The organism is Pseudomonas sp. 1L-B-1-E-C1 (assembly GCF_057291835.1).
In genome coordinates, this window is the sequence record NZ_JBXAWN010000008.1 from 290,583 (window position 1) to 316,242 (window position 25,660).

The 25,660-nt window shown below is 59.9% G+C and carries 23 protein-coding genes; 9 read left to right on the plus strand and 14 right to left on the minus strand.

The features are described 5' to 3' along the window. Positions 1–101 precede the first annotated feature (101 nt). Positions 102–317 (minus strand): 30S ribosomal protein S21, encoded by a 216-nt coding sequence (gene rpsU, locus AC0Z4S_RS16290; protein ID WP_002551877.1) that lies wholly within the window; start codon positions 315–317, stop codon positions 102–104. Positions 318–516: 199 nt separating this feature from the next. On the opposite strand from rpsU, the gene tsaD reads away from it, so the two are divergent. Continuing rightward, entirely contained in the window at positions 517–1,542 is a 1,026-nt protein-coding gene (tsaD, locus tag AC0Z4S_RS16295) for a tRNA (adenosine(37)-N6)-threonylcarbamoyltransferase complex transferase subunit TsaD (protein WP_253496412.1), read from the plus strand. Between the two features lie 23 nt (positions 1,543–1,565). Here tsaD and plsY read toward each other — a convergent pair whose 3' ends face one another. Then, complete coding sequence (gene plsY, locus AC0Z4S_RS16300) at positions 1,566–2,135, minus strand: glycerol-3-phosphate 1-O-acyltransferase PlsY (RefSeq protein WP_471877214.1); 570 nt, start codon at positions 2,133–2,135, stop codon at positions 1,566–1,568. A 74-nt stretch (positions 2,136–2,209) separates the two neighbouring features. Here plsY and folB point away from each other — a divergent pair, with 74 nt between their 5' ends. Then, a complete protein-coding gene (gene folB, locus AC0Z4S_RS16305) occupies positions 2,210–2,566 on the plus strand; it encodes a dihydroneopterin aldolase (protein WP_485623738.1) in 357 nt (118 codons plus the stop codon). Then, positions 2,557–3,072 carry a 2-amino-4-hydroxy-6-hydroxymethyldihydropteridine diphosphokinase gene (gene folK, locus AC0Z4S_RS16310; protein WP_485623739.1) on the plus strand — a complete coding sequence of 172 codons (516 nt, stop codon included), beginning with the start codon at positions 2,557–2,559 and terminating at the stop codon, positions 3,070–3,072. The genes folB and folK overlap by 10 nt, the downstream gene beginning before the upstream one ends. A 90-nt stretch (positions 3,073–3,162) precedes the next feature. Here folK and AC0Z4S_RS16315 read toward each other — a convergent pair whose 3' ends face one another. The 11 genes from AC0Z4S_RS16315 to AC0Z4S_RS16365 form a co-directional block, all read right to left on the minus strand. Beyond that, positions 3,163–4,386 (minus strand): multifunctional CCA addition/repair protein, encoded by a 1,224-nt coding sequence (locus AC0Z4S_RS16315; protein WP_485623740.1) that lies wholly within the window; start codon positions 4,384–4,386, stop codon positions 3,163–3,165. A gap of 62 nt (positions 4,387–4,448) precedes the next feature. After that, positions 4,449–6,011, minus strand: a complete 1,563-nt coding sequence (locus AC0Z4S_RS16320) for a SpoVR family protein (protein WP_485623741.1) — start codon at positions 6,009–6,011, stop codon at positions 4,449–4,451. Further along, positions 6,008–7,279, minus strand: coding sequence for a YeaH/YhbH family protein (locus tag AC0Z4S_RS16325; RefSeq protein WP_039757709.1), 1,272 nt, complete (start codon positions 7,277–7,279; stop codon positions 6,008–6,010). Before AC0Z4S_RS16325 ends, AC0Z4S_RS16320 begins: the two co-directional genes overlap by 4 nt. A gap of 119 nt (positions 7,280–7,398) precedes the next feature. Continuing rightward, the gene (locus AC0Z4S_RS16330) at positions 7,399–9,321 is read right to left on the minus strand and encodes a PrkA family serine protein kinase (RefSeq protein WP_039757710.1); all 1,923 of its coding nucleotides are present in this window, start codon (positions 9,319–9,321) and stop codon (positions 7,399–7,401) included. A 297-nt stretch (positions 9,322–9,618) separates the two neighbouring features. Further along, entirely contained in the window at positions 9,619–9,948 is a 330-nt protein-coding gene (glpE, locus tag AC0Z4S_RS16335) for a thiosulfate sulfurtransferase GlpE (protein ID WP_485623742.1), read from the minus strand. A 33-nt stretch (positions 9,949–9,981) separates the two neighbouring features. Continuing rightward, the gene (locus AC0Z4S_RS16340) at positions 9,982–10,863 is read right to left on the minus strand and encodes a symmetrical bis(5'-nucleosyl)-tetraphosphatase (RefSeq protein WP_485623743.1); all 882 of its coding nucleotides are present in this window, start codon (positions 10,861–10,863) and stop codon (positions 9,982–9,984) included. Further along, the gene (gene apaG, locus AC0Z4S_RS16345) at positions 10,863–11,243 is read right to left on the minus strand and encodes a Co2+/Mg2+ efflux protein ApaG (RefSeq protein ID WP_485623744.1); all 381 of its coding nucleotides are present in this window, start codon (positions 11,241–11,243) and stop codon (positions 10,863–10,865) included. The genes AC0Z4S_RS16340 and apaG overlap by 1 nt, the downstream gene beginning before the upstream one ends. 112 nt (positions 11,244–11,355) lie before the next feature. Continuing rightward, complete coding sequence (rsmA, locus tag AC0Z4S_RS16350; RefSeq protein WP_485623745.1) at positions 11,356–12,174, minus strand: 16S rRNA (adenine(1518)-N(6)/adenine(1519)-N(6))-dimethyltransferase RsmA; 819 nt, start codon at positions 12,172–12,174, stop codon at positions 11,356–11,358. After that, positions 12,171–13,160, minus strand: a complete 990-nt coding sequence (gene pdxA / locus AC0Z4S_RS16355; RefSeq protein ID WP_485623746.1) for a 4-hydroxythreonine-4-phosphate dehydrogenase PdxA — start codon at positions 13,158–13,160, stop codon at positions 12,171–12,173. The genes rsmA and pdxA overlap by 4 nt, the downstream gene beginning before the upstream one ends. Then, complete coding sequence (gene surA / locus AC0Z4S_RS16360; protein WP_253496385.1) at positions 13,157–14,479, minus strand: peptidylprolyl isomerase SurA; 1,323 nt, start codon at positions 14,477–14,479, stop codon at positions 13,157–13,159. The genes pdxA and surA overlap by 4 nt, the downstream gene beginning before the upstream one ends. Beyond that, positions 14,454–17,255 carry an LPS-assembly protein LptD gene (locus AC0Z4S_RS16365; RefSeq protein WP_485623747.1) on the minus strand — a complete coding sequence of 934 codons (2,802 nt, stop codon included), beginning with the start codon at positions 17,253–17,255 and terminating at the stop codon, positions 14,454–14,456. Before AC0Z4S_RS16365 ends, surA begins: the two co-directional genes overlap by 26 nt. Positions 17,256–17,385: 130 nt before the next feature. Here AC0Z4S_RS16365 and AC0Z4S_RS16370 point away from each other — a divergent pair, with 130 nt between their 5' ends. Genes AC0Z4S_RS16370 through AC0Z4S_RS16380 form a run of 3 tightly spaced genes read left to right on the plus strand, consistent with a single transcriptional unit; the run spans position 17,386 to position 19,842 of the window. After that, positions 17,386–18,405, plus strand: coding sequence for an aminoglycoside phosphotransferase family protein (locus tag AC0Z4S_RS16370; RefSeq protein ID WP_485623748.1), 1,020 nt, complete (start codon positions 17,386–17,388; stop codon positions 18,403–18,405). After that, the gene (murU, locus tag AC0Z4S_RS16375; RefSeq protein ID WP_485623749.1) at positions 18,402–19,073 is read left to right on the plus strand and encodes an N-acetylmuramate alpha-1-phosphate uridylyltransferase MurU; all 672 of its coding nucleotides are present in this window, start codon (positions 18,402–18,404) and stop codon (positions 19,071–19,073) included. The genes AC0Z4S_RS16370 and murU overlap by 4 nt, the downstream gene beginning before the upstream one ends. A gap of 1 nt (position 19,074) precedes the next feature. Beyond that, the gene (locus AC0Z4S_RS16380; RefSeq protein ID WP_485623750.1) at positions 19,075–19,842 is read left to right on the plus strand and encodes a TerB family tellurite resistance protein; all 768 of its coding nucleotides are present in this window, start codon (positions 19,075–19,077) and stop codon (positions 19,840–19,842) included. 131 nt (positions 19,843–19,973) lie between these two features. Here AC0Z4S_RS16380 and AC0Z4S_RS16385 read toward each other — a convergent pair whose 3' ends face one another. Then, complete coding sequence (locus AC0Z4S_RS16385) at positions 19,974–20,960, minus strand: alpha/beta hydrolase family protein (protein ID WP_485623751.1); 987 nt, start codon at positions 20,958–20,960, stop codon at positions 19,974–19,976. A gap of 73 nt (positions 20,961–21,033) precedes the next feature. Between AC0Z4S_RS16385 and AC0Z4S_RS16390 the strand changes: the two genes are divergently transcribed. The 3 genes from AC0Z4S_RS16390 (at position 21,034) to AC0Z4S_RS16400 (ending at position 25,607) form a co-directional block, all read left to right on the plus strand. Beyond that, positions 21,034–23,427 carry a PAS domain-containing sensor histidine kinase gene (locus AC0Z4S_RS16390; protein WP_485623752.1) on the plus strand — a complete coding sequence of 798 codons (2,394 nt, stop codon included), beginning with the start codon at positions 21,034–21,036 and terminating at the stop codon, positions 23,425–23,427. A gap of 106 nt (positions 23,428–23,533) precedes the next feature. Then, entirely contained in the window at positions 23,534–24,163 is a 630-nt protein-coding gene (locus tag AC0Z4S_RS16395; protein WP_003228820.1) for a response regulator, read from the plus strand. A gap of 319 nt (positions 24,164–24,482) precedes the next feature. Beyond that, complete coding sequence (locus AC0Z4S_RS16400; protein ID WP_485623753.1) at positions 24,483–25,607, plus strand: ABC transporter ATP-binding protein; 1,125 nt, start codon at positions 24,483–24,485, stop codon at positions 25,605–25,607. Positions 25,608–25,660 lie beyond the last annotated feature (53 nt).

A 25,660-nucleotide genomic window follows, 5' to 3' on the forward strand; every position in this document is an offset into this window, starting at 1 on the left:
TCGGCGGCGTCGACGGTGAAGCATCAAGCGTTTTACGCAAATGCCATTAGCCCGGCTGAGGGCCGGGCTTAGGCAAGAAGCTTGCTACGAACGTCTGTGTATTAGTACAGACGAACGGCGCGGCGCTGTTCGCGCTGAACTTTCTTGGCGTGACGCTTAACAGCGGCTGCTGCCTTGCGCTTACGCTCAGAAGTTGGCTTCTCGTAAAATTCGCGGCTACGAACTTCAGCCAGTACACCGGCTTTTTCGCAGGAGCGCTTGAAACGACGCAGAGCTACGTCGAAGGGTTCGTTCTCTTTTACTTTGACGGCTGGCATCCAGAGCTACCTTCATTCATTACCGGGGTCAACATCCTCGCGGCAAAAGAGCACTTGAAGACGTCGGTTTTTAAGGGTTGCGGATGTTAACCCCTCATCGCTCGGAATGCAAAGCCTCTGATCGAAAACCGCTGGTCGGGGCATCACGTGGCGACTATTATGCGCGCCTTCGAATTCAGCCTAAACAAGGCGCAAACCCATGCTAGTACTGGGATTAGAAACCTCCTGCGACGAAACCGGCGTCGCATTGTATGACAGCGAACGCGGCCTGCTGGCCGATGCGCTGTTCAGTCAGATCGACCTGCACCGCGTCTATGGCGGTGTGGTGCCGGAGCTCGCTTCGCGTGACCACGTCAAACGCATGCTGCCCTTGATCCGTCAGGTGTTGGCCGAGGCCGACTGTGTGCCGACCGAGATCGATGCGATTGCCTACACCGCAGGTCCTGGCCTGGTCGGCGCGCTGCTGGTCGGTGCGTCCTGCGCGCAGGCACTGGCGTTTGCCTGGGGCATTCCGGCGCTCGGCGTGCACCACATGGAAGGCCACTTGCTGGCACCGATGCTGGAGCCGAAACCCCCTGAATTCCCGTTCGTCGCTTTGTTGGTTTCCGGTGGGCATACGCAGTTGGTTCAGGTTGATGGCATTGGCCAATACAGTCTGCTCGGCGAGACGCTCGACGATGCAGCCGGCGAAGCGTTCGACAAAACCGCGAAGATGATGGGCCTCAATTATCCCGGCGGGCCGGAAATCGCCAAGCTGGCCGAGAAGGGCGTCGCAGGACGTTTTACCTTCCCGCGTCCGATGTGTGATCGTCCGGGGCTGGATTTCAGCTTCAGCGGCCTGAAAACCTTCGCCCTCAACACCTGGCAGCAATGCGTCAGCGCCGGGGACGACGGTGAGCAAGCCCGTTGCGACATCGCGCTGGCGTTCCAGCAGGCCGTGGTGGAGACTTTGACCATCAAGTGCAAGCGCGCCCTGAAACAGGCGGGCATGCAGCGTCTGGTGATTGCCGGCGGCGTCAGCGCCAACAAGGCGTTGCGGATTTCCCTGGAAAAGATGCTCGGCGATATGAAGGGCGATGTGTTCTATGCGCGTCCCGAGTTCTGCACTGACAATGGCGCGATGATCGCGTTTGCCGGTTGCCAGCGCCTCAAGGCCGGTCAGCAGGAAAGTCTGGCCATCACCGTGCAGGCACGGTGGCCGATGGAGCAGTTGTCGGCGTTGTGATGACTGACGCTCACGGGCGGCATTCAAAAATGCCGTTCGCGCCCGGCAAACAGGTCGCGTAGATTGCCGCGATGACGCCAGACAATCAGCAAGGTCAGCGCACTCATTGGCAGCAAGGCCTTCGGTTCCTGCCAGGCCAGCAGGGGCAGGGTCAACGGCGTGGCAATCAGCGCTGCCAGCGAACTGGTGCGAGTCAGGTAGAACGTCAGCAGCCAGGCGCACACCGCCAGCAGCGCGGCGGGCGGATACAGGCCGAGCAACATGCCGGCGGCAGTGGCGACGCCTTTGCCGCCACGAAAGCGGAAGTACAGCGGGAACAGGTGACCGATCACGGCGCACACGCCAATCCAGGCCTGATCCTGCAGCGAAAGGCCCGCGCTCGATGCGATCAGCACCGGCAGCAGGCCTTTGCACAGATCACCGAGCAGGGTCAGGATCGCCAGTTTGCGACCGGCCAGGCGCAGCATGTTGGTGGCGCCGGCATTACCCGAGCCACTCATTCGCGGATCCGGATTTCCGGTCAGGCGGCTGAGCAAAATGGCAAAGGACAGCGAGCCGAGCAGGTAGGCGAGAATCGCCAGTAACCAAAACATGCTAACTATTCCGGGCGAGGACGCCCTGATTCTAACGGCGCATCGCGCCCTTGTCGTGCAGCGGAGAGAAGTGCGTGGACAGAGTGTTTATCGAGGGCCTGGAAGTCGACACCGTGATCGGTGCCTACGACTGGGAGCGCGGCATCCGTCAGTGTCTGCGGCTTGATCTGAGCTTCGCCTGGGACAATCGCCCGGCCGCCGCCGGTGACGACCTGACCCTGGCGCTCGATTACGCCAGCGTTTCCACGCGCATTCAGGCCTTTGCCGAGCAGGCGCAGTTCCAACTGGTCGAGACCTTTGCCGAGCGTCTGGTTGAAGTGCTCATGGCCGAATTCAACATCACCTGGGTGCGACTGAGACTGATCAAGCCGGGCGCCGTGCCAGCGGCCAAGGGCGGTGTGGGTGTGGAGATCGAGCGCGGATGTCGCTGACTCAGGTCTACCTCGGGCTCGGTAGCAATATCGAGCGGGAAACCCATTTGCGCGCCGGTCTCGATGCGCTGGCCACGTTCCTGGCGGATATCCGTTGTTCGGCGGTGTTCGAGAGCCAGCCGGTGGGCATCAAGAGCGGGCCGTTCTTCAATTTTGTGGTTTCGGCGTACACCGATCTGCCATTGATGGAGCTGGATCGGCGCTTGAAATTCATCGAGGCGGATAACGGACGTTATGCACCGGATCGCAAGGGATTGCCGCTGGATATCGACGTGCTGCTGTATGGCGATCTGGTGGGTAATTTCGATGGGTTGATTCTGCCGCGGGCGGAGATCCTGAAAAACGCTTTCGTGCTGTGGCCGCTGTCGTTGATTGCGCCGCAGCGGGTGCATCCGGGTGTGGGCAAGAGCTTTGCGACGTTGTGGGCGGAGGCGCAGATTGATCAGGTGTTGGCGCCGGTTGCATTCGAATGGAATGGGCAGCAATTGACTCCGTCGAATCTTTAAAACAAAAGATCGCAGCCTTCGGCAGCTCCTACAGAGGAATTTGCGCTTCCCTGTAGGAGCTGCCGAAGGCTGCGATCTTTTGATCTTGCTTCAGGCGTTGTCTTTGTAAATCTTCAATGCTTTCAACCGTTCGCGCTTCAGCGCTTCGCCCAGTTCCGGCCCCTTGAAGCCCTTTTCCAGCAATGGCTGCACCGCCACTTCTCGCGCGGCTTTCGCCGCTCCGCGCAAATAATCCGCCTGTGGATAACTGCGTTGCTCCAGGCCTTTGCGGCCACGAGCATCCATCTCGCATGCAGCGATGAATTCTTCGAAGCGCTGCGGCCGCCGATAGACATCGAAGCTCTGCAGCAACTCCAGCAATGTGGACGCCTTCAACTCCAGAGCCCGGTGCCCATGGGTGTGATACTGGCCAACCAGCAGAGCCAGCTCCTGACACTCTTTGGGTGCCTTGAAGCGCTGGTTGACCGCTTTGATCAGCTTCAGCCCGGTGTGCTCATGGGCGATATGCCGAGGCCATTCCTCTTCTGGCGTCAGGCCTTTGCCCAAGTCATGCAGCAGGCAGGCCCAGCGCACCGTCAGCGGTTGCCTGTGCAGGGCTGATTGTTCCAGCACACTCAGGGTGTGCAGGCCTGTGTCGATTTCCGGGTGATGGGCCTGCGGCTGCGGTACGCCGAACAAGGCGTCAACCTCCGGCATCAGCACCTTGAGTGCGCCACAGTCGCGCAACACCTGGATGAATACCTGCGGGTGGTTTTCCATCAGCGCCCGAGAAATTTCCTTCCAGCTGCGTTCGGCAGTCAGTGCCTGCAGTTCGCCGGACTCGCTGAGCTGATGCATCAGGTCCATTGTCTCGTCCGCGACCGTGAAGCCCAGTCCGGCATAGCGCGCAGCAAAACGGGCAACGCGCAGCACACGCAGAGGATCTTCGGCGAACGCCGGGGAAACGTGGCGCAGAATTCGCGCTTCAAGATCGCGCTGCCCGTGATACGGGTCGGTCAGGTTGAGCTGATCGTCCTCGGCCATGGCATTGATGGTCAGGTCGCGGCGAATCAGGTCTTCTTCCAGCGTGACCTCGGGACTCGCATGAAACGTGAAGCCGCCATAACCGCGGCCACTCTTGCGCTCCGTGCGAGCGAGGGCATATTCCTCGCCGGTTTTGGGGTGCAGAAACACCGGAAAATCCGCGCCAACCGGGCGGTATCCCTGGGCGAGCATTTCCTCCGTGGTGGCACCGACCACGACCCGGTCGATGTCAGTGACCGGCAACCCCAACAGGCGATCACGTACCGCGCCGCCAACCTTGTAAACCTGCATAAAAAACCTCCGTTAGCCTGACAGGATAACCCTTGCGTCAGGCTTGCGGAGGCAGAACCGGATCAAAGATGAATCACGGCCAGGTCGAGCCGGCCGTAATCACCTTCGCTGTGCTCGCTGCGCGGCGGCACATGATGGGTTTTCATGATCTGGTCGCCTTGCAGGGTTTCCAGATGAATATCAAAGCCCCACAACCGATGCAGGTGCTTTAGCACTTCATCGGTGGAATCGCCCAATGGCTTGCGGTCGTTCTGCTGATGCCGCAGGGTCAGCGAGCGATCACCGCGTCGATCAATGCTGTAGATCTGCACGTTCGGCTCACGATTGCCGAGGTTGTACTGCGCCGCAAGGGTCTCGCGAATGATACGGTACCCGCCCTCGTCATGAATGGCTGGTACCAGCAGGTCGTCCTTAAGATCGTCATCGAGAATACTGAACAGCTTCAGATCGCGGATCACTTTCGGTGACAGGTACTGCAGAATGAAGCTCTCGTCCTTGAAACTGCTCATGGCGAATTTGATGGTCGACAGCCAGTCGGAACCGGCGATGTCGGGAAACCAGCGGCGATCCTCCTCGGTAGGCTCTTCACACATGCGGCGGATATCGCGGTACATGGCGAACCCCAGCGCGTAGGGATTGATGCCGCTGTAATACGGGCTGTCGAAGCCGGGCTGGAACACCACGCTGGTATGCGACGTCAGGAACTCCATCATGAAGCCGTCAGTGACCAGACCTTCGTCATACAGGTCATTCATCAGCGTGTAATGCCAGAACGTCGCCCAGCCTTCGTTCATGACCTGGGTCTGGCGCTGCGGATAGAAGTACTGGGCTATCTTGCGCACGATGCGCACGATCTCGCGCTGCCACGGCTCCAGCAAAGGTGCATGCTTCTCGATGAAATACAGAATGTTTTCCTGCGGCTCGGCCGGGAAGCGGGCGTTGTCCTTGTCGCTGTATTTGTCCGCACCTTTGGGAATGGTGCGCCACAGATCATTGATCTGCTTCTGCATGTGCTCTTCGCGATCCTTTTGGCGCCGGCGCTCTTCCTCGGCGGAAATCGGATATGGACGCTTGTAGCGGTCGACACCGTAATTCATCAGCGCGTGGCAGGAGTCGAGCAGGTCTTCCACGGCATCGATGCCGTGGCGTTCCTCGCACTGCATGATGTACTGCTTGGCGAATACCAGGTAATCGATGATCGAACTGGCATCGGTCCAGGTGCGAAACAGGTAGTTGCCCTTGAAAAAACTGTTGTGGCCATAGCAGGCATGAGCCACTACCAGCGCCTGCATGCAGATGGTGTTCTCTTCCATCAGATAGGCGATGCATGGATCGGAGTTGATCACGATCTCGTAGGCCAGGCCCATCTGCCCGCGGCTGTAGGATTTCTCGGTGCTGAGGAAGTGTTTGCCGTACGACCAGTGGTGATAGCCCAGCGGCATGCCCACTGAGGCATAGGCGTCCATCATCTGCTCGGCGGTGATCACTTCGATCTGGTTGGGGTAGGTATCCAGCGCATAGCGTGCCGCGATCCGGGCAATCTCGCGGTCGTAGGTCTGGATCAGCTCGAATGTCCATTCAGAGCCGGTGGAAATAGGTTGGCGCTTCTGCTCTTTGGCGGTCATGTCACTAACCTGCGCTGGAAGAGTTCACGGAAGACCGGATAGATATCTCCGGCCGAGACCAGTTGCTGTTGGGCAAAAGTATCGGAGAAGGCTTCGGCAATGCGTTCGTACTCGTACCACAGGGCCTGATGTTCACGCGGAGTGATCTCCACGTAAGTGTAGTACTGCACAAACGGCATGATCTGGTTGATCAGGATGTCGCGGCAGATCGGCGAGTCGTCGTTCCAGTTATCGCCGTCGGAGGCTTGAGCGGCATAGATGTTCCACTCATTGCTTGGATAGCGCTCGGCCATGATTTCCTGCATGAGCTTCAAAGCGCTGGAAACGATGGTGCCGCCGGTTTCCCGTGAATAGAAAAACTCCTCTTCGTCCACTTCCCGGGCACTGGTGTGGTGACGGATGAATACCACGTCGATCTTGTCGTAGTTACGTTTGAGGAACAGATATAGCAGGATGAAAAAACGCTTGGCGATGTCCTTGGTCGCCTGAGTCATCGAGCCGGACACGTCCATCAGGCAGAACATCACCGCTTTCGAGCTGGGGTTCGGTTGCTTGACCAGCAGGTTGTATTTCAAGTCGAAGGTATCGAGAAACGGCACGCGGTGGATCCGTGCGCTGAGTTTCTCTATTTCGGCTTCCAGTTCCTGAATATCGCCGAAGTTGTCCGGTTCTTCTCGCTTGAGCCGTGCCAGCTCTTCCTTGGCCTCGCGCAGTTTCGCGCGGCTGCTGCCAGACAGGGCAATGCGCCGCGCATGGGCCGAACGCAGGGTGCGGATGATATTGATCCGTGACGGATTGCCCTCGTTGCTGATCCCGGCGCGTACGGTTTTGAACGTGTCGGTGCCGGTCAGGTTGCGTTTGACCAGGTTCGGCAGTTCGAGGTCTTCGAACATGAATTCGAGAAATTCTTCCTGGGTGATCTGGAAGACGAACTCGTCCATGCCTTCGCCGGAATTGCCCGCCTTGCCCGGACCGCGGCCACCTCCGCCTCCCGGTGGGCGGGCGATGTGTTCACCGGCCGTGAATTCCTTGTTGCCGGGATGCACCACGGTCTGTTTGCCGCCGCGTCCATGGTGAAGCACCGGCTCGTCAATATCGCGACCGGGGATGCTGATCTGTTCGCCGTGCTCCATATCGGTGATGGAACGCCGGCTGACTGCCTCTTCGACAGCCTTCTTGATGTGGTCACGGTAACGCCGCAGAAAACGCTGACGGTTCACCGTACTCTTGTTTTTGCCATTGAGGCGTCGGTCGATCACATAGCTCATAAGGCCCCTCCGGGGAGCTTCAAGTTTCGAGCTGCAAGCTGCAAGTAGAAGCGAATGCCCGTGTTTGCGGGTTCACGCGCTTTGTACTTGCAGCTTGTGGCTTATAGCTTGCAGCTGCCTCACTGCGACTTGCGGACCCGCAGGTACCATTCGGACAGAAGCCGTACCTGTTTATCGGTGTAGCCACGTTCAACCATTCGCGTAACGAAGTCGTTGTGTTTCTGCTGATCCTCCTTGCTGGCCTTGGCGTTGAAGCTGATGACGGGCAGCAGGTCTTCGGTGTTGGAGAACATTTTCTTCTCGATGACCACCCGCAGTTTTTCGTAGCTGAGCCAGGTCGGGTTCTTGCCGTTGTTGTTGGCCCGGGCGCGCAGGACGAAGTTGACGATCTCGTTGCGGAAATCCTTCGGATTGCTGATGCCGGCAGGTTTTTCGATTTTTTCCAGTTCTTCGTTCAGCGCCACGCGATTGAGGATCTCGCCGGTTTCGGGGTCGCGATACTCCTGATCCTGAATCCAGAAATCCGCGTACAGCACGTAGCGATCGAAGATGTTCTGGCCGTACTCGCTGTAGGACTCCAGGTATGCGGTCTGGATTTCCTTGCCAATGAACTCGATGTAGCGCGGTGCCAGGTATTCCTTTAGATAGCGCAGATAACGTTCGCGGGTCTCGGCCTGGAACTGTTCCTGTTCGATCTGCTGTTCCAGCACGTAGAGCAGGTGCACCGGGTTGGCAGCAATTTCGTGTGGATCGAAGTTGAACACCTTGGACAGGATCTTGAAGGCGAAGCGGGTCGACAGGCCATTCATGCCTTCGTCGACGCCGGCCGAATCGCGGTACTCCTGAATCGACTTGGCTTTCGGATCGGTATCCTTGAGGTTTTCGCCGTCGTAGACGCGCATCTTCGAATAGATGTTGGAGTTTTCCGGTTCCTTCAGGCGCGACAGCACGGTGAACTGCGCGAGCATCTTCAAGGTGTCCGGTGCGCAGTGCGCCTTGGACAGGGAGCTGTTGAAGAGCAGTTTGTCGTAGATCTTCACTTCATCGCTGACGCGCAGGCAGTACGGCACCTTGACGATGTAGATCCGGTCGATGAACGCCTCGTTGTTCTTGTTGTTACGGAAGGTGTGCCACTCCGATTCGTTGGAGTGCGCCAGCAGGATGCCAGTGAACGGAATCGCGCCGAGGCCTTCGGTACTGTTGTAGTTACCTTCCTGAGTAGCCGTCAGCAATGGGTGCAGCACCTTGATCGGTGCCTTGAACATTTCGACGAATTCCATCAGGCCCTGGTTGGCCCGGCACAGCGCACCGGAGTAACTGTAGGCGTCGGCGTCGTTCTGCGGGAATTCTTCAAGTTTGCGGATATCGACCTTGCCGACCAGCGCCGAAATGTCCTGGTTGTTCTCGTCACCGGGTTCGGTCTTGGCCACAGCGATCTGATTGAGGATCGACGGATAGAGCTTGACCACGCGGAACTGACTGATATCGCCGCCGAACTCGGCCAGGCGCTTGGTCGCCCAGGGCGACATGATGGTGTTCAGATAGCGCCGTGGAATGCCGAAATCCTCCTCGAGGATCGCGCCATCTTCGGTGGCGTTGAACAGACCCAGAGGTGATTCGAAGACCGGCGAACCCTTGATGGCGTAGAAGGGCACTTTTTCCATCAGTTGTTTCAGCTTCTCGGCCAGGGACGATTTACCGCCACCGACAGGGCCGAGCAGATAGAGGATCTGCTTCTTCTCTTCCAGGCCTTGGGCGGCGTGGCGGAAATACGAGACGATCTGGTCGATGCATTCTTCCATCCCATGGAAGTCTTCAAAGGCCGGATAGCGGCGGATCACCTTGTTGGAGAAGATGCGCGACAGCCTCGAATTGGTCGAAGTGTCGAGCAGTTCCGGTTCGCCGATGGCCATCAATAGACGCTCGGCGGCGGAAACGTAGGCGCTACGGTCTTTCTTGCACAGCTCCAGGTACTCTTGCAGCGAGAGTTCTTCCTGGCGTGTGGACTCGAAGCGTTGTTGGAAGTGGCTAAAGATACTCATGACGTCACCTCGCTCGATACGTGGAGCCGACGCCGGATCACTCAGTCGATGCTGGCAGCAGTCGCTGTGGCAGCTGCTGTTTACCCCCCCAGAATTCTCCCACGGTCGACAAACCGCGAAAGCTACTCCCGATGACCCGCGCGCCGGTGTACCGGCTCTCCCCTGATTTGGATGGCCTGCGCTTAAGGATAGTTGGGAATTCGAGAGGTAAAGGCGAGATACGTAATTAGTTGTGGCAGACCGTTCGTCTGCCGCGCGCAGGGCCACGGCTGCCGGGGCCTGCGCCGCGCAAAAAAATTATTCGGCGGTGCCTTGCGCGGTTTCCGACGGATAAGTCGTACGCCACAACTCGAAGCCGCCATCCATGCTGTAAACGTCGGAGAAGCCCTGACTGACCAGATAGGCGGCTGCGCCCTGACTGGAATTGCCGTGGTAGCAGACCACGACGGTCGGTGCATCAAGGTCGGCGTCTTGAATGAAAGCGTGCAGCGAATGGTTATCGAGATGCTTCGAACCGCTGATGTGCAGCGCGGCAAAGGTCGCCGGGTCGCGCACGTCGACCACGACGGCGCCTTTCTCACGCAGGGTCTGGGCCTGTTCCGGGGGGATTCGTTTGAATTCGGTCATGGCGGGTTCCTGTAGCTCAACTGAAAGTGCAGTCTAACGCGGTGCGCCGACTGGCGAAGATTCGGAGATAAGTGGCGCGACCGTGTGCGCAAGCCCGCCGTGTTCATCGCATTTGCATGCCACGCGTTCGCCGCTGTCGACGTTCATCAGCGTCAGGCTACCGCCCCATACGCATCCGGTGTCCAGCGCCGAAATGCCCGGCTCGTGGATATTCCCTTCAAGCGCTGCCCAGTGGCCAAAAATGATGCGCAGGCCTTTGGTTTTACGCTCCTTGTGCTGAAACCACGGCTTGTAGCCGGGCGGGGCGCTGTCGAGGCCTTCCTTGCTCTTGAGGTCAAGCTTGCCTTCGGCGGTGCAGAAGCGCATGCGCGTGAAGTAATTGGTGATCACCCGCAGGCGATCGATGCCTTTGAGGTCGCTGTCCCATTTCGCCGGCTCGTTGCCGTACATGCCGTCGAGGTAGGCGGGGAACACATTGTCGTCGCGCAGTGCGGTCTCGACTTCGGCGGCGCACTTCAGGGCACGGCGCAGCGACCATTGCGGCGGGATGCCGGCGTGGACCATCGCAACATCGCGCATTTCGTCGTAATGCATCAGCTTCTGCTGGCGCAGCCACTCCATCAGCTGCGGCCCATCGGGGGCCTCGATGATTTCGCGCAATGTGTCGCTTTTCTTCAAACGCTCGATCTTCTTCGCGGCGGCCAGCAGGTGCAGGTCGTGGTTGCCCAGCACGCACACCAGTGATTCCCGCATGCCATAGAGAAAGCGCAGGGTTTCCAGCGACTGCGGACCACGATTGACCAGGTCGCCCACGAGCCACAGCCGATCGAGCGCCGGGTCAAAGGCAATTTGCTTGAGCAGACACTTGAGCGGTTCGAGGCAGCCTTGCAGGTCACCGACGGCGTAAGTCGTCATCAGTGCAGGGCTCCGGGTACGGCGAGGCGAAACGGTTTGATGACTGCATCGAAATGCTTGCCGTCATCGGCGAGCATTTGATAGGTGCCCTGCATGGTGCCGACCTTCGTGGTCATCACCGTGCCACTGGTATACGTGTGGCTTTCGCCAACGGCGATCAGCGGCTTCTGGCCGACGACCCCTTCACCGCGTACTTCTTCGACATGGCCATTGCCATCGGTAATCACCCAATGCCGGGAGAGAAGCTTGGCCGCAATCTCACCGTTGTTCTGTACGGTGATGGTGTAGGCGAAGGCGAAACGGTCGTGTTCGGGTTGCGATTGGTCTGCCAGATAGTGGGTGACGACGCTGACATCGACCTGATAACGGGAATCGGACATGCAAGAAGGCCTTATGAAGCGAAACGCGGGGCGTAGCTGATGGGGAATCAGTCTAGGCAAGTATCGGGCAGTAAACCAGAGTGGTGTGCTGCCCGATAGCGTTCATCGCCGGTCAGTCGGCTGCAGGGGCGGCCGGGACCTGGATGGCGAGCTGGTCGGCCAGGCGCACGAATGCAGCCAGATCCAGCTGCTCGGGACGCAGGCTGCCATCGACGCCAGCGGCTTCGATTTCAGCGTTGCTGAGCAATTGCTTGAGGGTATTGCGCAGGGTTTTGCGGCGCTGATTGAAGGCCTCGCGGACAACCCGCTCGAGCAGGCGATGGTCCTTGGCCGGGTGCGGCAGTACCGCGTGGGGCACCAGACGAACGATCGCCGAGTCGACTTTCGGCGGCGGATTGAACGCGCCCGGGCCGACGTTGAACAGATGTTCGACGCGGCAATGGTACTGAACCATGATCGACAGACGACCCCAGTCACCGCCACCCGGGCCTGCGGCCAGACGCTCGACCACTTCTTTCTGCAGCATGAAGTGCATGTCGCGAATGATGCCAGCGTTGTTCAGCAGGTGAAAAATCAGCGGCGTGGAGATGTTGTACGGCAGATTGCCGACCACCCGCAGGCTGTTCGGCGCGGCGTTCAGCGTGTTGAAGTCGAATTTCAGCGCATCGCCCTGATGCAGGTTGAAATTGCTCATGCCGGCAAACTGCTGGTTGAGGATCGGGATCAGATCCTTGTCCAGTTCCACCACGTCGAGTTGCGCGCCCGAACCAAGCAAACCCTGGGTCAAGGCGCCCTGGCCCGGGCCGATTTCCAGCAGGCGATCATCAGGCTTGGCGTGGATGGAGCGCAGGATGCGGTCGATAACGCCGGCATCGTGCAGGAAGTTCTGGCCAAAGCGCTTGCGCGCCTTGTGTTGGTATTGCTCGTTCATAAACGGGTCTCGGCCATCTGGTAGGCGGTTTCCAGCGCGACTTGCAGGCTACCGGTGTCGATCCTGCCGCTGCCGGCCAGATCCAGGGCGGTACCATGGTCGACCGACGTGCGAATGATCGGCAGGCCCAGTGTCACGTTGACGGCCGCGCCGAAGCCTTTGTACTTGAGCACAGGCAAGCCCTGGTCGTGGTACATCGCCAGCACCGCGTCGCAGTGCTCCAGATATTTGGGGGTAAACAGAGTGTCGGCAGGCAGCGGGCCACGAAGGTCCATGCCCTCACTGCGCAGGCGCTCTAATGTCGGTTCGATGATGTCGATTTCTTCATGGCCCAGATGACCGCCCTCACCGGCGTGCGGGTTGAGGCCGCAAACCAGAATGCGTGGCCGGGCGATGCCGAATTTGTCTCGCAGATCGGCGTGCAGGATTCGCGTAACGCGCTCCAGCCGCTCTGGTGTGATCGCATCGGCGATCTCGCGCAGTGGCAGGTGAGTGGTGACCAGCGCCACGCGCAAACCGCGAGTCGCAAGCATCATCACCACTTGCGCGGTGTGCGTCAGGTCGGCGAGGAATTCGGTGTGTCCGGAGAAGGCGATACCTGATTCGTTGATCACGCCTTTATGCACCGGCGCAGTGATCATCCCGGCGAAGTCGCCGTTCAGGCAGCCGTTGCCGGCACGGGTCAAAGTTTCGAGGACAAACGCCGCGTTGGCCTTGTCCAGTTGCCCTGCAAGTACCGGTGCGCTGAGCGGTGTGTCCCAGACATACAGACTGCCGGTCGGCGCCGGATTATCAGGCCACTGCCCCGGTGCGACATCCAGCAAGTTGACGGCCAGCCCCAGCTGCACGGCCCGCTCAAGGAGCAGGTCGCGGCTGGTGATGGCAATCAGGGGGTGTGGCTGGGCTTGCGAGGCGAGCAGCAGGCACAGGTCGGGACCGATGCCGGCCGGTTCGCCGGGTGTCAGCGCGAAACGCTTGGGTTTCACTGCGCTGCCTGGTCTGCACCAGGGAGTTTGATCTCTACGTAGGCTTCGTCACGGATCTGACGCAGCCAGGTTTGCAGCTCTTCGTCGTATTTGCGGTTACGCAGTACGGTCATGGCTTGCTGCTCACGGGCCTGTTCGGTGCTGTCAGTGGCGCGGCGGCCAAGAACTTCCAGTACGTGCCAGCCGTATTGGGTCTGGAACGGTTTGGACAGCTGACCTTGTGGAGTCGAGGCCATCACTTCGCGGAATTCCGGCACGAGTACGTTCGGGTCGATCCAGTTCAGGTCGCCGCCGTTGAGCGCGGAACCCGGATCTTCCGAGTAGTTTTTTGCCAGCTCGGCAAAGTCTTCGCCGGCGGTGATGCGGTCATACAACGATTGCACCAGTGCCTTGGTCTTGGCCTCGTCGCGGATCGGGCTTGGCTTGACCAGGATGTGACGCACATGCACTTCGTCGCGCATTTGCGCTTCGCCGCCACGCTTGCCCAGCAGCTTCAGGATGATGAAGCCGCCCGGGGTGCGTGCAGGTTGGGTGATGTCGCCGACGGCCATGCTGCTCAGTTCACGATCGAACGGTGGTGGCAGCTGCGCGGCTTTACGCCAGCCCATGTCGCCGCCTTCCAGCGCGTTGTCGCTGCCGGACCTGGCAACAGCCATCTGGCCGAAGTCGGCGCCTTGCTTGAGCTGCTGGTAAACCTCCATCGCCTGGCGCGCGGCGCTCTGAATGGCGTCAGAGTTGGCGCTTTCCGGGGTCGGAATCAGGATGTTGGCCAGGTGCAGTTCTTCGGACAGCTGCATCTTGCCGAGGTCGGAAGCGAGGAAGTTTTTCACTTCCTGCTCGGACACCTGGATGCGCTCGGCCACTCGGCGCTGACGCACACGGCTGATGATCATTTCGCGCTTGATCTGATCACGAGCGTCGTCATAGTTCAGGCCATCACGAGCCAGCGCAGCACGGAACTGGTCAACCGTCATATTGTTGCGCTGGGCAATGGTGCCGACAGCCTGGTTGAGTTCTTCGTCAGTGATGCGGATGCCGGAACGTTCGCCGATCTGCAATTGCAGGTTTTCAACGATCAGGCGCTCAAGCACCTGTTGATCCAGCACGCCCGGAGGCGGCAAGCCGCCGCCACGCTTGGCGATGGTCTGCTGAACTTCATGAACGCGCTGGTCCAGTTGGCTCTGCATGACCACGTCGTTATCGACGATCGCTACGACTTTATCGATGGACTGTACGGCGGCGTTTGCCGCCGTACCCAGGAACAACGCGCCCAGCAGCACCGGGCGCAGACAATCAGAAAGCTTGGTCTTCACGTTCACGATAACCTTGAATGCCTTTGTCGAGGAAGCTCTCTACCTTGGCGCCAGTCAGGCCGCCGAGTCCCTTCAGAACAATTTGGAGGAAGACGCCATGGTCGCCTTTTTCGTTTTGCGGAGCTTCCTGGCTGAACTCGTCATAGGAAACCCAGTAACGGTTGATCAGGCGCAGTTTCCAGCAGCAGTTGTCGTATTCGAAACCACCGAAAGCTTCCAGCGTGCGATTGCGGTTGTAGTCGTACTGCCAGCGGCTGATAGCGTTCCACTGCGGAACGATCGGCCAGATGACCGAGAAGTCATGCTGCTGGATCTTGTAGTAGTCCTTCACGTAGCCAGGTTGGCCCGGGGTGCCGTAGTCGCCGCCGCCCACCGACCATTTACCGGTGTTCTGGTCAAAACGAACCTGGTCATTACGGTAGCGATAACCAACGTTGATGACTTTGTTCGGATTGTCTTCCGGCTGATAGTGGAACATCGCACTGCCGGAGCGTGGGCTGTGACTATCCGGGTCCCAGTTGTAGTCGGCAGTGGTGCGCCAGTCGCGGTTCCAGCGATATTCGTATTCAAGCGCATAAGGCGAGACGTTGGATTTCGCGTCGTCACGATCGTTGAAAGCGATACCCGGCAATTGAACCTTACGATCTTTGAAGTACAGAGCCTGGCCGACGCTGATGCGCTGACGCTCGAAACCGTTGTCTTCAATCCAGCGACTGGTCACGCCCAGCGACAGTTTGTTCTCGTCACCGACACGGTCTGCGCCGGAGAAGCGGTTGTCGCGGAATAGCGAGGCGTAGTTGAAGGTGTACTCACTGGTGTCGAAAACCGGAATGTCTTCCTGATCAACCTCAGGTACATAGAGGTAGAACAGGCGCGGTTCCAGGGTCTGACGGTAGTTCTTGCCGAAATACGAGGTATTGCGATCGAAGTACAGGCCGCCATCGACACTGGCGATTGGTACGCCGCGGTTCTGGTTGCTGTCGAAAGTGCCGTTGAGTTTCTGATCAGCTGGGGTCATTTGGGCAATTTGCGACTTGCCGGTGCCGTCCAGGTCCAGTTGATATTGCGTGTACTGGTACTTCAGCGACGGCTTGAGGAAGCCATACGTCCAGTTCATCGGCAGGCTGACGCCAGGCTTAAGATTCAAACGGTCGCCGTTGGCGCGAGCCAGGCCCTGAATGTTGTTATCCAGGCGCGACTCGGTAGTGAAGCCGTCTTCCTGTACAAACGTGCCGCTGCGCAGATCACGGTCGAAACGCACCAGCTCGGTCTCGTAATCGAAATTCAGACCTTCCGGGTGATACGGCAGTTGACCATTGAAGGTGATCTGCGGCAAACGACCATACGGCGTGATGTTCGAGACGGTAGCCAGTTGGTATTGCTGTGCGTTCAGGCGCGCGGTGTAGCTGTCGCCACGATACGTGACCGAGCCCTGCTGATTGACGAAATCGTCGCTCTTGACGCCGATCTGGTCAGTTTGCAGGTCCTGGAAGTAATACGGATCGCTGATCTTGGTGTAGTCAACCTGGGTCAGCACGCGGGAATCGAGACCGCCCTTGTGCTGCCAGTTGTACATGTAGCGAGTCTCGTTGTAGTCGGACTGGCGCTTGCGATCGTCGTTCTCGTCGTTGAGGTACGAGGCACCGAACTGCCCCTCACTCGACTTGGTCAGGTAACGGAATTCGCCTTCCACTAGCATGCCGCGCTTGCTCATGTAGCGCGGGTACAACGTGGCGTCATAGTTCGGCGCCAGGTTGAAGTAGTAAGGGGTGACCAGCATGAAGCCGGTGTCGCTGCCCGAGCCGATGGTCGGCGGCAGGAAGCCCGACTGGCGACGGTCGTCGATCGGGAAGTAGATGTACGGCGTGTACAGGATCGGAATGTCTTTGACGCGCAAGGTCACGTTGGTCGCGGTACCGAAACCGGTCGCCGGATTCAAGGTGATGTTGTTGCCCTTGAGCTGCCACGCGTTGCTGTTCGGTTCGCACGTGGTGTACGTGCCGTCCTTCAAGCGGATGATCGCGTTTTCGGCACGCTTGGCGTACAGCGCGTTACCGCGGATTCGCGATTTGTGCATCACGTATTCGGCGTTGTCGACCTTGGCTTCACCAGTGTCGAGCTGCACATCGGCATGGTCGCCGACGATCAGCGCACCGTTATCGCGGATACGCACGTTACCAGCCAGTTCACCACGGCTCTCGGCCTGATACAGGTTCGCCTCGTCGGCTTCGACCTGCATGCTGCCCTGACGCATGATCACGTCACCGGCAAGGCTGGCGACCTGGGTGTCCTGCTCATAACGCGACGCTTTGGCACCGATGAAGGTCGGCGCGTCACTTTTATTCGTCTTGTCATTCATGCCAGGACGAATCGGTTCGATATAGGAACCAGAGCAGTAAGGACCGGTCTCGGCCAATTGGGCGGCGGTGAGCTTCTCGCGCGGAACCCAGTCGAGGTGACTGTAGTCTTCGCTACGGGATTTCAGGCCGCGGCCCTTGGCTTCGGTGACCAGTGCGGTTTTCGCGCCAGTGTCGGCGTCGGAACCCTTGTCGGCCACAGGCTCGCCGGCGGCGCTGACGGCACTGCCGTCATGCACCGGGCGCGGCGGCAATGCCGCGGCGGGCGACTTGGGCGCACAGTCCCAGCCACCCGTAGCCGAGACGGAGCAGTCATACTGCTCGGCGGCAACAACGAATTGACTGGCCAGAGGTTGCATAGCCAGCAGACTGCCGGTTACCAACAACGGAAATTTTTTACGAAACGCGGGGGATTTCAATGCCATCTTATTAGTCCGGGCTTCCTGCGTGCCATCTGCCCGCGGTGTGGGCCGCACGCCTCTCGATGGTCTGAAAAAGATGCTGGATAATAAAGCATGACCCGCTTGACGGCTAGCGCCGTCGGAGACCCTTGCAATGCCTGACCAAGATGTACGCTTGCAACACCTGAAAGTTTGGCTCGATGAGCAGTTGGCAAAGTTGTTTGCCGAGCAGGGCTGGGGCACCGTGCCCCCGGCCACGTTGACCGCGGCCAGCAGCGACGCGAGTTTCCGCCGCTACTTCCGCTGGGAAGGCGCTGGTCGCAGCTTCGTCGTGATGGACGCGCCGCCACCGCAGGAAAACTGCAAACCGTTCGTGGATATCGCCTTTTTGCTGGCGAAATCCGGAATTAATGTGCCGAAAATTTACGCCGAAGACCTCGAACGCGGTTTTCTTTTGCTCAATGACCTGGGCAACAAGACCTATCTCGACGTGATCGATGGCGAAAATGCCGACGCGTTATTCCACGATGCCCTGCAAGCGCTGTTGGCTTTTCAACAGTTGCCGATGGTTGCGCCGTTGCCCAGTTACGACGTCGCCTTGTTGCGTCGTGAGCTGGAGTTGTTCCCCGAGTGGTACGTCAAGCGCGAGCTGGGCGTCGAGTTCGATGCGGCGCAGCAGCAACAGTGGCAGCACATCAGTGAGCTCTTGATCGATAGCGCGCTGGTCCAGCCAAAAGTGCTGGTGCACCGCGACTACATGCCACGCAACCTGATGCTCAGCGAACCCAACCCCGGCGTGCTGGATTTTCAGGATGCGGTATACGGCCCGGTGACTTACGACGTTACTTGCCTGTTCAAGGACGCCTTCCTCAGTTGGCCTGAAGAACGTGTGCGTGGCTGGATGGAAAGTTATTGGCAGCAGGCCTCGGCGCTGGACATCCCGGTGCAGGCGGATTTCGAAGACTTCCTGCGCGCCAGTGACCTGATGGGTGTGCAACGTCACCTGAAAGTCATCGGCATCTTCGCGCGGATCTGCCATCGCGACGGCAAGCCGCGTTATCTGGCGGACGTGCCGCGCTTCTTCTCTTATATAGAAGCAGTGATTGCCCGCCGCCCTGAACTGGCGGAACTGCAAGCGCTGTTCAGCAGCTTGCGTGCTGGAGCGACGGCATGAAAGCAATGATTCTGGCCGCGGGCAAAGGCGAGCGCATGCGCCCGCTGACCCTGACCACGCCCAAACCGCTGGTGCGTGCCGGCGGTGTGCCGCTGATCGAATATCACCTGCGCGCCCTCGCGGCCGCAGGGTTCAACGACATCGTCATCAACCACGCCTGGCTCGGTCAGCAGATCGAGGATCATCTGGGCGACGGTTCGCGTTTCGGCCTGAGCATCCAGTACTCGCCGGAAGGCGAACCGCTGGAAACCGGTGGCGGGATTTTCCGAGCGCTGCCCATGCTCGGTGACGATGCGTTTCTGGTAGTCAACGGTGACATCTGGACCGATTACGACTTCAGCGTGTTGCACCAGCCGATCAACGGTCTGGCGCATCTTGTGCTGGCGGACAATCCGGCGCATCACCCGACAGGTGATTTCGCTCTGATCGACGGCAAAGTGCAGGACGGCGAGCCTGATGCGGCGACCCTGACCTACAGCGGTATCGCCGTGCTTCATCCACAGCTGTTCGACGGTTGCAGCGATGGCGCCTTCAAACTTGCACCGTTGCTGCGCAAGGCCATGGTCCAGGGCGAAGTGACGGGCGAGCGCCTCAAAGGTCACTGGGTGGATGTCGGTACCCATGAACGCTTGGCCGAAGCTGAAGCCCTGATAGAAGCGAGTCGCTGACATGCTGTGGCCAGGGACTCTGATTGGAGCCGGAGTGGGATACGTGATTGCCAGCATTCCGGGGGCCATGCTTGGGGCATTGTTGGGGCAGGCGCTGGATCGGCGCCTGCAGCTGCAGAGCTGGGGACACTTACGGGAAAAGCTCGGTGGCCGGCCGATGCTGCGCAACGATGAACTGCTGTTCGTCTTGCTCGGGCGTCTGGCCAAGAGCGATGGGCGTGTCACTGACGGGCATATCCAGCAGGCGCGCAATGAAATGCGCGCGCTGGAAATGAGCGAGCCGGCGACACGACGGGCCATTGCCGCATTCAACCGCGGCAAGTCCGGCAGCGACCATCTGCGCGGCTATCTGCGCCGTCTGAGTACGCAGCCGCATGCAACTGAAGGCGTGTTGCGCGCTTGTTGGCGAATGGTCTGGGCCGATGGTCGCGCCGGTGTCAGCGAACGCGAGTTGCTGGCGCAGTGGGGCAAGTGGCTGGGCTGGACGCCGCAGCAGGTGCAAGCCCTGGCCAGCGATTACGAGCCGGGCAAGCGGCCGATCGTCAGTGCGGCGGTGAGCTATCAGGACGCGATGAAATTGCTTGGGGTGTCGGCGAACAGCGAGCCGGCGCAAATCAAGCGCGCCTACCGCCGTTTGCTCAGTCGCCATCACCCGGACAAGATCGCCGGCAGCGGTGCGACGCCGGCGCAGGTGCGTGAGGCGACCGAGCGTACCCGGGAATTGCACAGTGCCTATACGTTGATTCGGGAGCGGCGGGATTTTCGCTAGGCATTAAAGATGTGGCGCCTGCAAGGGCCCCTTCGCGAGCAAGCTCGCTCCCACATTCGACCCGGTTCTTTCGGATAAAACACGGTTAAATGTGGGAGCGAGCTTGCTCGCGAAAGGGGGCGACTCGGTTATCAGTCAACAGCCTGAGGATTCAACCAGCCCCGCACCCGCCGAAACAATTGTTCCTGCTCGGCCTTTTTATCCGGCAACACCTTCAGCGCTACCTGGCTGAACGCTGAGGTCTTCAAGCGCTTGCTCGCCTGCATGCGCTCCAGCGCCGCGTTGCGATCCAGCGCTTTGTCCATATAGAAAATATCTACCGTTGGCAGCTTCAGGGTCGGGGTCAGTTCGGCCAGGGGAGGCGAGGCTTTGGCTGGTGCCTGCGCATCCACCATCACCAGTTTCTCTACCTGCGGCGTTTGCCGCTCGCTGAGAAAACGCGCCGCCCAATAGGCGCCGGTGCCGTGACCGAGCACGACAATGCTGCGTGCGCTCTGCTGTTCGGCGTAGGCAATCGCCGCGTCGATCCGTCCAAAGATGCGATCAGCGTCGGCCTTGGCTTGTTCTTCGCTGGTCTCGGCCACCACCTGTTCAGCGACTTCCGCTTCACCGCCAGCGGCTTGTTCGATCGGCTGCGCGGTGGTGGCGTCTTTGCTCGCGGTTTCCGGGGCTTTCGGCGCGGCGGCAGGTTCGATCACGCGTGGGGCGATGGCGTCGCCTTGCAGATCCGGCAGGGTGATACTCAGGCTGCTCCACTCGGCGTCCGGCAACTTGCGTCGCAACGGGCCGACTGCTTGCGGCCAGTCAGCGGTTTCGCCAGCACCCGGAACGATGATCACCGCGCCTTTGGGCTCGGCAGTGTTGGCCGGTTTCCACAAGGCGAGGAAGGTGTCGCTGCCTGCCTGTAGCTGTTGCTGCTCTTGCGCCGGCAGTTTACGTTGCAGTGCGGCCGCCTCTTCCTGACTACGCTCAAGCAATGGCTGGCGTTCGACCGGTTTTTCTTCGGCGGGCTTGTCCGTGGCGGCGGGCGCTGGGTCGGCGGCTTCGACGGAAAACGCACAGGGCAGGATCAGCGACAGGCACAATGCTGGCAGTGCCAGGCGGTAGACAGAGGGCATCGGTTATTCCAGGCCAGAAAGTATCCCGGCAGCCTAATGGGTTGGTCAGAATTTGTCAGTGTATGAGACTTCAATGAAGCGATTTTGCTGCCTGTGGGTTATCGGCTGTTTGTGGTTTCCCTTGATGGGCTGGGCGGCGCCTGCGCCACCGGCCCATGCCGCGCAACTGACGCCAGAGCAGCTGCAATGGCTGGCGCAGCACAATGAGTTGCGCGTCGGCCTGGTCTTGCAGGCGCCCTACGCGACTTACGATCGGCGCTTGCAGCGATTGTCCGGGGCCAATGTCGAGTTGATGAAACTGCTCGGCAAAACCCTCGGCGTGCAATTGAGCTGGCGCAACTTCCAGGACCTCGGGCAGTTGGAAAGCGCTTTGCGCGAGGGCGAGATCGACATCGCCCCAGGCCTGAGTCAAACGCCGAGCGCGCTGCGCCTCTGGCAGTTTTCCGACCCGTACATGCGCGTGCCGCAACTGGTGGTCAGCGACCAGAAAAGCAGCGGCACGGTCGATCTGGAAAAACTCGACAGCCAGACTCGCGTCGCCGTGCGCATGCCGAGCAGCACCGCCGACTACCTGCGCAGCAACTATCCGCACCTGAATCTGCAAGGCGTGCCGCTGGAACGTCAGGCGTTGCAGTTGCTGTTGAGTCAGCAGGCCTCCTACGCGGTGGTCGATGAAGCACAGTTGGGACGCCTGTCGGTGGAGCCCGAGTTCGCCGAACTGGTGGTGGTCGGCGATATCGGCCTGCCGCAATTGCTGCGCGTGGCGTCACGGCGGGACTGGCCGGAGCTGGCCGGCATCGTCCAGAGCGCCTTGCGTGCGATTCCGGCCAAGGATCTGGAACAACTGCACAATCAATGGCTGCAACCGAAATACCCACGGCTGACCGAGTCGCCGGGGTTTTGGCAGAACCTCAGCCTGCTGTTCGCGGTGCTGCTGTTCAGTTGCGCAGCGATCGTGGTCTGGCAGCGGCGCCAACAACACAGCCTCGAGCAGCGCTTGCTCAGCGCCCGCGAGGACATCGCACTGCGCGCGGCCAGCGAAGAGGCCCTGCGGCTGACGCAGTTTTCCATCGATCAAAGCACCGTCGGCATTCTGTGGGTCAACTGGGACAGCCATGTGCGCTACGCCAACCGGGCGGCGGAAAACATGCTCGGCTATCCCTCGGGCGGGCTGATCGAGCGGCCGCTGATTGATTTTGAACCCGGCCTGCACATGGATCGCTGGCTCAATCTGTGGAAGCGTGCTCGGGCCAGCGAAGAAGGGCCGCTGAGTTTCGAAACCAGCTGTCTGCGCGCCGACGGCAGCGTGTTGCCAGCGGATGTTTCCCTGAGTTTCCTGCGCTTTCGTGACAGTGAATATCTGGTGGTCTACCTCACCGATGTCACCGACCGCCGCCGCGCACTCGCTGCTTTGCAGGAAAGTGAAGCGCGCCTGCAAGGCATCGCCGCCAATGTCCCGGGTCTGGTGTTCCGGCTGGAACGGGCGCCGGTCACCGGGCAGATCGACTTTGCCTATATCAGCGAAGGCAGTGAAAATCTGGTCGGCTACGCGCCGGCGGCCATTGCTCATCGCGACATGGGCTTGCGCAGTCTGGTGCATCCCGACGACAAGGCCAGTTATCACCGTACTCAGGATCAGGCGCTGGACACTGACAGCGACTGGTCGTGGCAGGGCCGCATCGTCACACGCCGGGGCGAGCAGCGCTGGGCCGAGATCAAGGCGATCACCCGCCAGCTGGAGGATGGCGCCTACGTCTGGGACGGCATTGTCTGGGACATCAGCGAAAGCAAACGCATCGAGCTGGAACTGGCCGCCTCGCGCGAGCAACTGCGTGAATTGTCGGCGCACCTGGAGAGCGTGCGCGAAGAAGAGAAGGCGCGCATCGCCCGCGAAGTCCATGATGAGCTGGGACAGATGCTCACCGTGCTGAAACTGGAAACGTCGATGTGCGAACTGGCCTACGCGCAACTTGATCCGGGTCTGAACGAGCGGCTCAACAGCATGAAGCGCCTGATCGCGCAGTTGTTTCAGTTGGTGCGCGATGTGGCGACCGCGTTGCGCCCGCCGATTCTCGATGCCGGGATTGCCTCGGCGATCGAGTGGCAGGCGCGACGCTTCGAGGCGCGCACGCAGATTCCGTGTCTGGTGCAGGTGCCGGACAACCTGCCGGCGCTCAGCGATGCCAAGGCGGTGGGGCTGTTCCGGATTTTGCAGGAGGCGCTGACCAACGTGATGCGTCATGCTCAGGCGCATACGGTGGAGTTGACCCTGGCGCTTGCGGGCGATGAATTGTGTCTGACCGTCAGCGATGATGGCGTAGGATTCGCCGTTGACGAGGGTAGGCCGACGTCCTTTGGTCTGGTCGGCATGCGTGAGCGGGTGCTGATCATGGGCGGGCGGCTGGAGCTTGTGAGTGAGCCGGGGGAGGGCACCAGTCTTAAAGTGTGGGTGCCTTTGGATCGCTAGAAGATCGCAGCCTTCGGCAGCTCCTACATTGATCGCATGCCCCTGTAGGAGCTGCCGAAGGCTGCGATCTTTTGCCCTTTAAAAACAACAACCGAGGAGAGTGCAAGTGATCCGTGTACTGGTAGCCGAAGACCACACCATAGTCCGTGAAGGCATCAAGCAATTGATCGGCCTGGCCAAGGATCTGCAAGTGGTGGGCGAGGCGAGCAATGGGGAGCAACTGCTGGAAACCCTGCGCAGCGTGCCTTGCGAGGTGGTGCTGCTGGACATCTCCATGCCCGGCGTCAACGGTCTTGAAGCGATCCCGCGCATCCGTGCGCTGAACAATCCGCCGGCGATTCTGGTGTTGTCGATGCACGACGAGGCGCAAATGGCCGCTCGCGCATTGAAGGTCGGCGCCGCCGGCTATGCGACCAAGGACAGCGATCCGGCGCTGCTGCTTACGGCGATCCGCAAGGTCGCGGCGGGTGGGCGCTACATTGATCCGGAACTGGCCGACCGCATGGTTTTCGAAGTCGGCCTGACCGATACCCGGCCGCTGCATTCGCTGTTGTCCGAACGCGAATTCTCGGTGTTCGAGCGTCTGGCCCAGGGCGCCAACGTCAACGATATCGCCCAGCAACTGGCCCTGAGCAGCAAGACCATCAGCACCCACAAGGCGCGGCTGATGCAAAAACTCAACATCACCTCGCTGGCCGAACTGGTCAAATACGCGATGGAGCATAAACTCCTCTGAGCCCACCCCCTGTAGGAGCTGCCGAAGGCTGCGATCTTTTGATCTTATAAAAAACAAGATCAAAAGATCGCAGCCTTCGGCAGCTTCTACATGAGACCGCGTTGGCATATCCGACAACGACAGGTGCTTTTGCCCTTGCCTGCGGCTTGCAGCTCACCGTTCGCCACTGCTTTATCCAATAGCGCCATCCTTGTAGGGCAATCCCTACCCCCAACCTTCCATTGCGCTTAAGCGATTCTCTCCTGCCCCCCGATTTGCGTGGCTGACGCCAGCCACTAGGCTTGATGAACAAGCAGTCATCAACAACAAGGGTGTGGGTATGAGCCAGGTCGATACAAGCGCAGGGGCCAGTGATGTGCTGGTCAGCTTTCGTGGTGTGCAGAAGAGCTACGACGGCGAGAACCTGATCGTCAAAGACCTCAACCTGGATATTCGCAAAGGCGAATTCCTCACCCTGCTCGGGCCGTCCGGTTCCGGCAAGACCACCAGCCTTATGATGCTCGCCGGTTTCGAAACGCCGACTGCTGGCGAGATTCTGCTGGCCGGGCGTTCGATCAACAACGTGCCGCCGCACAAGCGTGACATCGGCATGGTGTTTCAGAACTACGCGCTGTTCCCGCACATGACCGTCGCGGAGAACCTCGCCTTTCCGTTAACCGTGCGTGGCCTGAACAAAAGTGATGTCAGCGAGCGGGTGAAAAAAGTTCTGAGCATGGTCCAGCTCGATGCCTTCGCTTCGCGCTATCCGGCGCAGTTGTCCGGCGGTCAACAGCAGCGTGTGGCGCTGGCCCGCGCCTTGGTCTTCGAACCGCAACTGGTGTTGATGGACGAACCCCTCGGCGCCCTCGACAAGCAACTGCGTGAACACATGCAGATGGAGATCAAGCACCTGCACCAGCGTCTCGGCGTGACCGTGGTCTACGTGACCCACGATCAGGGCGAAGCGCTGACCATGTCCGACCGCGTTGCCGTGTTCCATCAAGGCGAGATTCAGCAGATCGCGCCGCCACGCACGCTCTATGAAGAGCCGAAAAACACTTTCGTTGCCAACTTCATCGGTGAGAACAATCGCCTCAACGGCCGCCTGCTCAGCCAGAGCGGCGAGCGCTGCGTCGTTGAGTTGGGACGCGGTGAGAAGGTCGAGGCACTGGCCGTCAACGTTGGCCAGACCGGCGAGCCGGTGACCCTGTCGATCCGTCCGGAGCGCGTCAGCCTCAACGGTTCGAGCGATCAATGTGTCAACCGCTTCTCAGGGAGGGTGGCGGAATTCATCTATCTGGGCGACCACGTCCGGGTGCGCCTGGAAGTCTGCGGCAAGACCGACTTCTTCGTGAAACAGCCGATTGCCGAGCTCGATCCCGCGCTCAGCGTCGGTGACGTGGTACCGCTTGGCTGGCAGGTCGAGCACGTACGCGCGCTTGATCCGCTTTCAGAAGCGCATTAAGAGGCGCACCAAGCGCCCCGGCAATACCAACACCAACCCTGCACGTGGAGAGA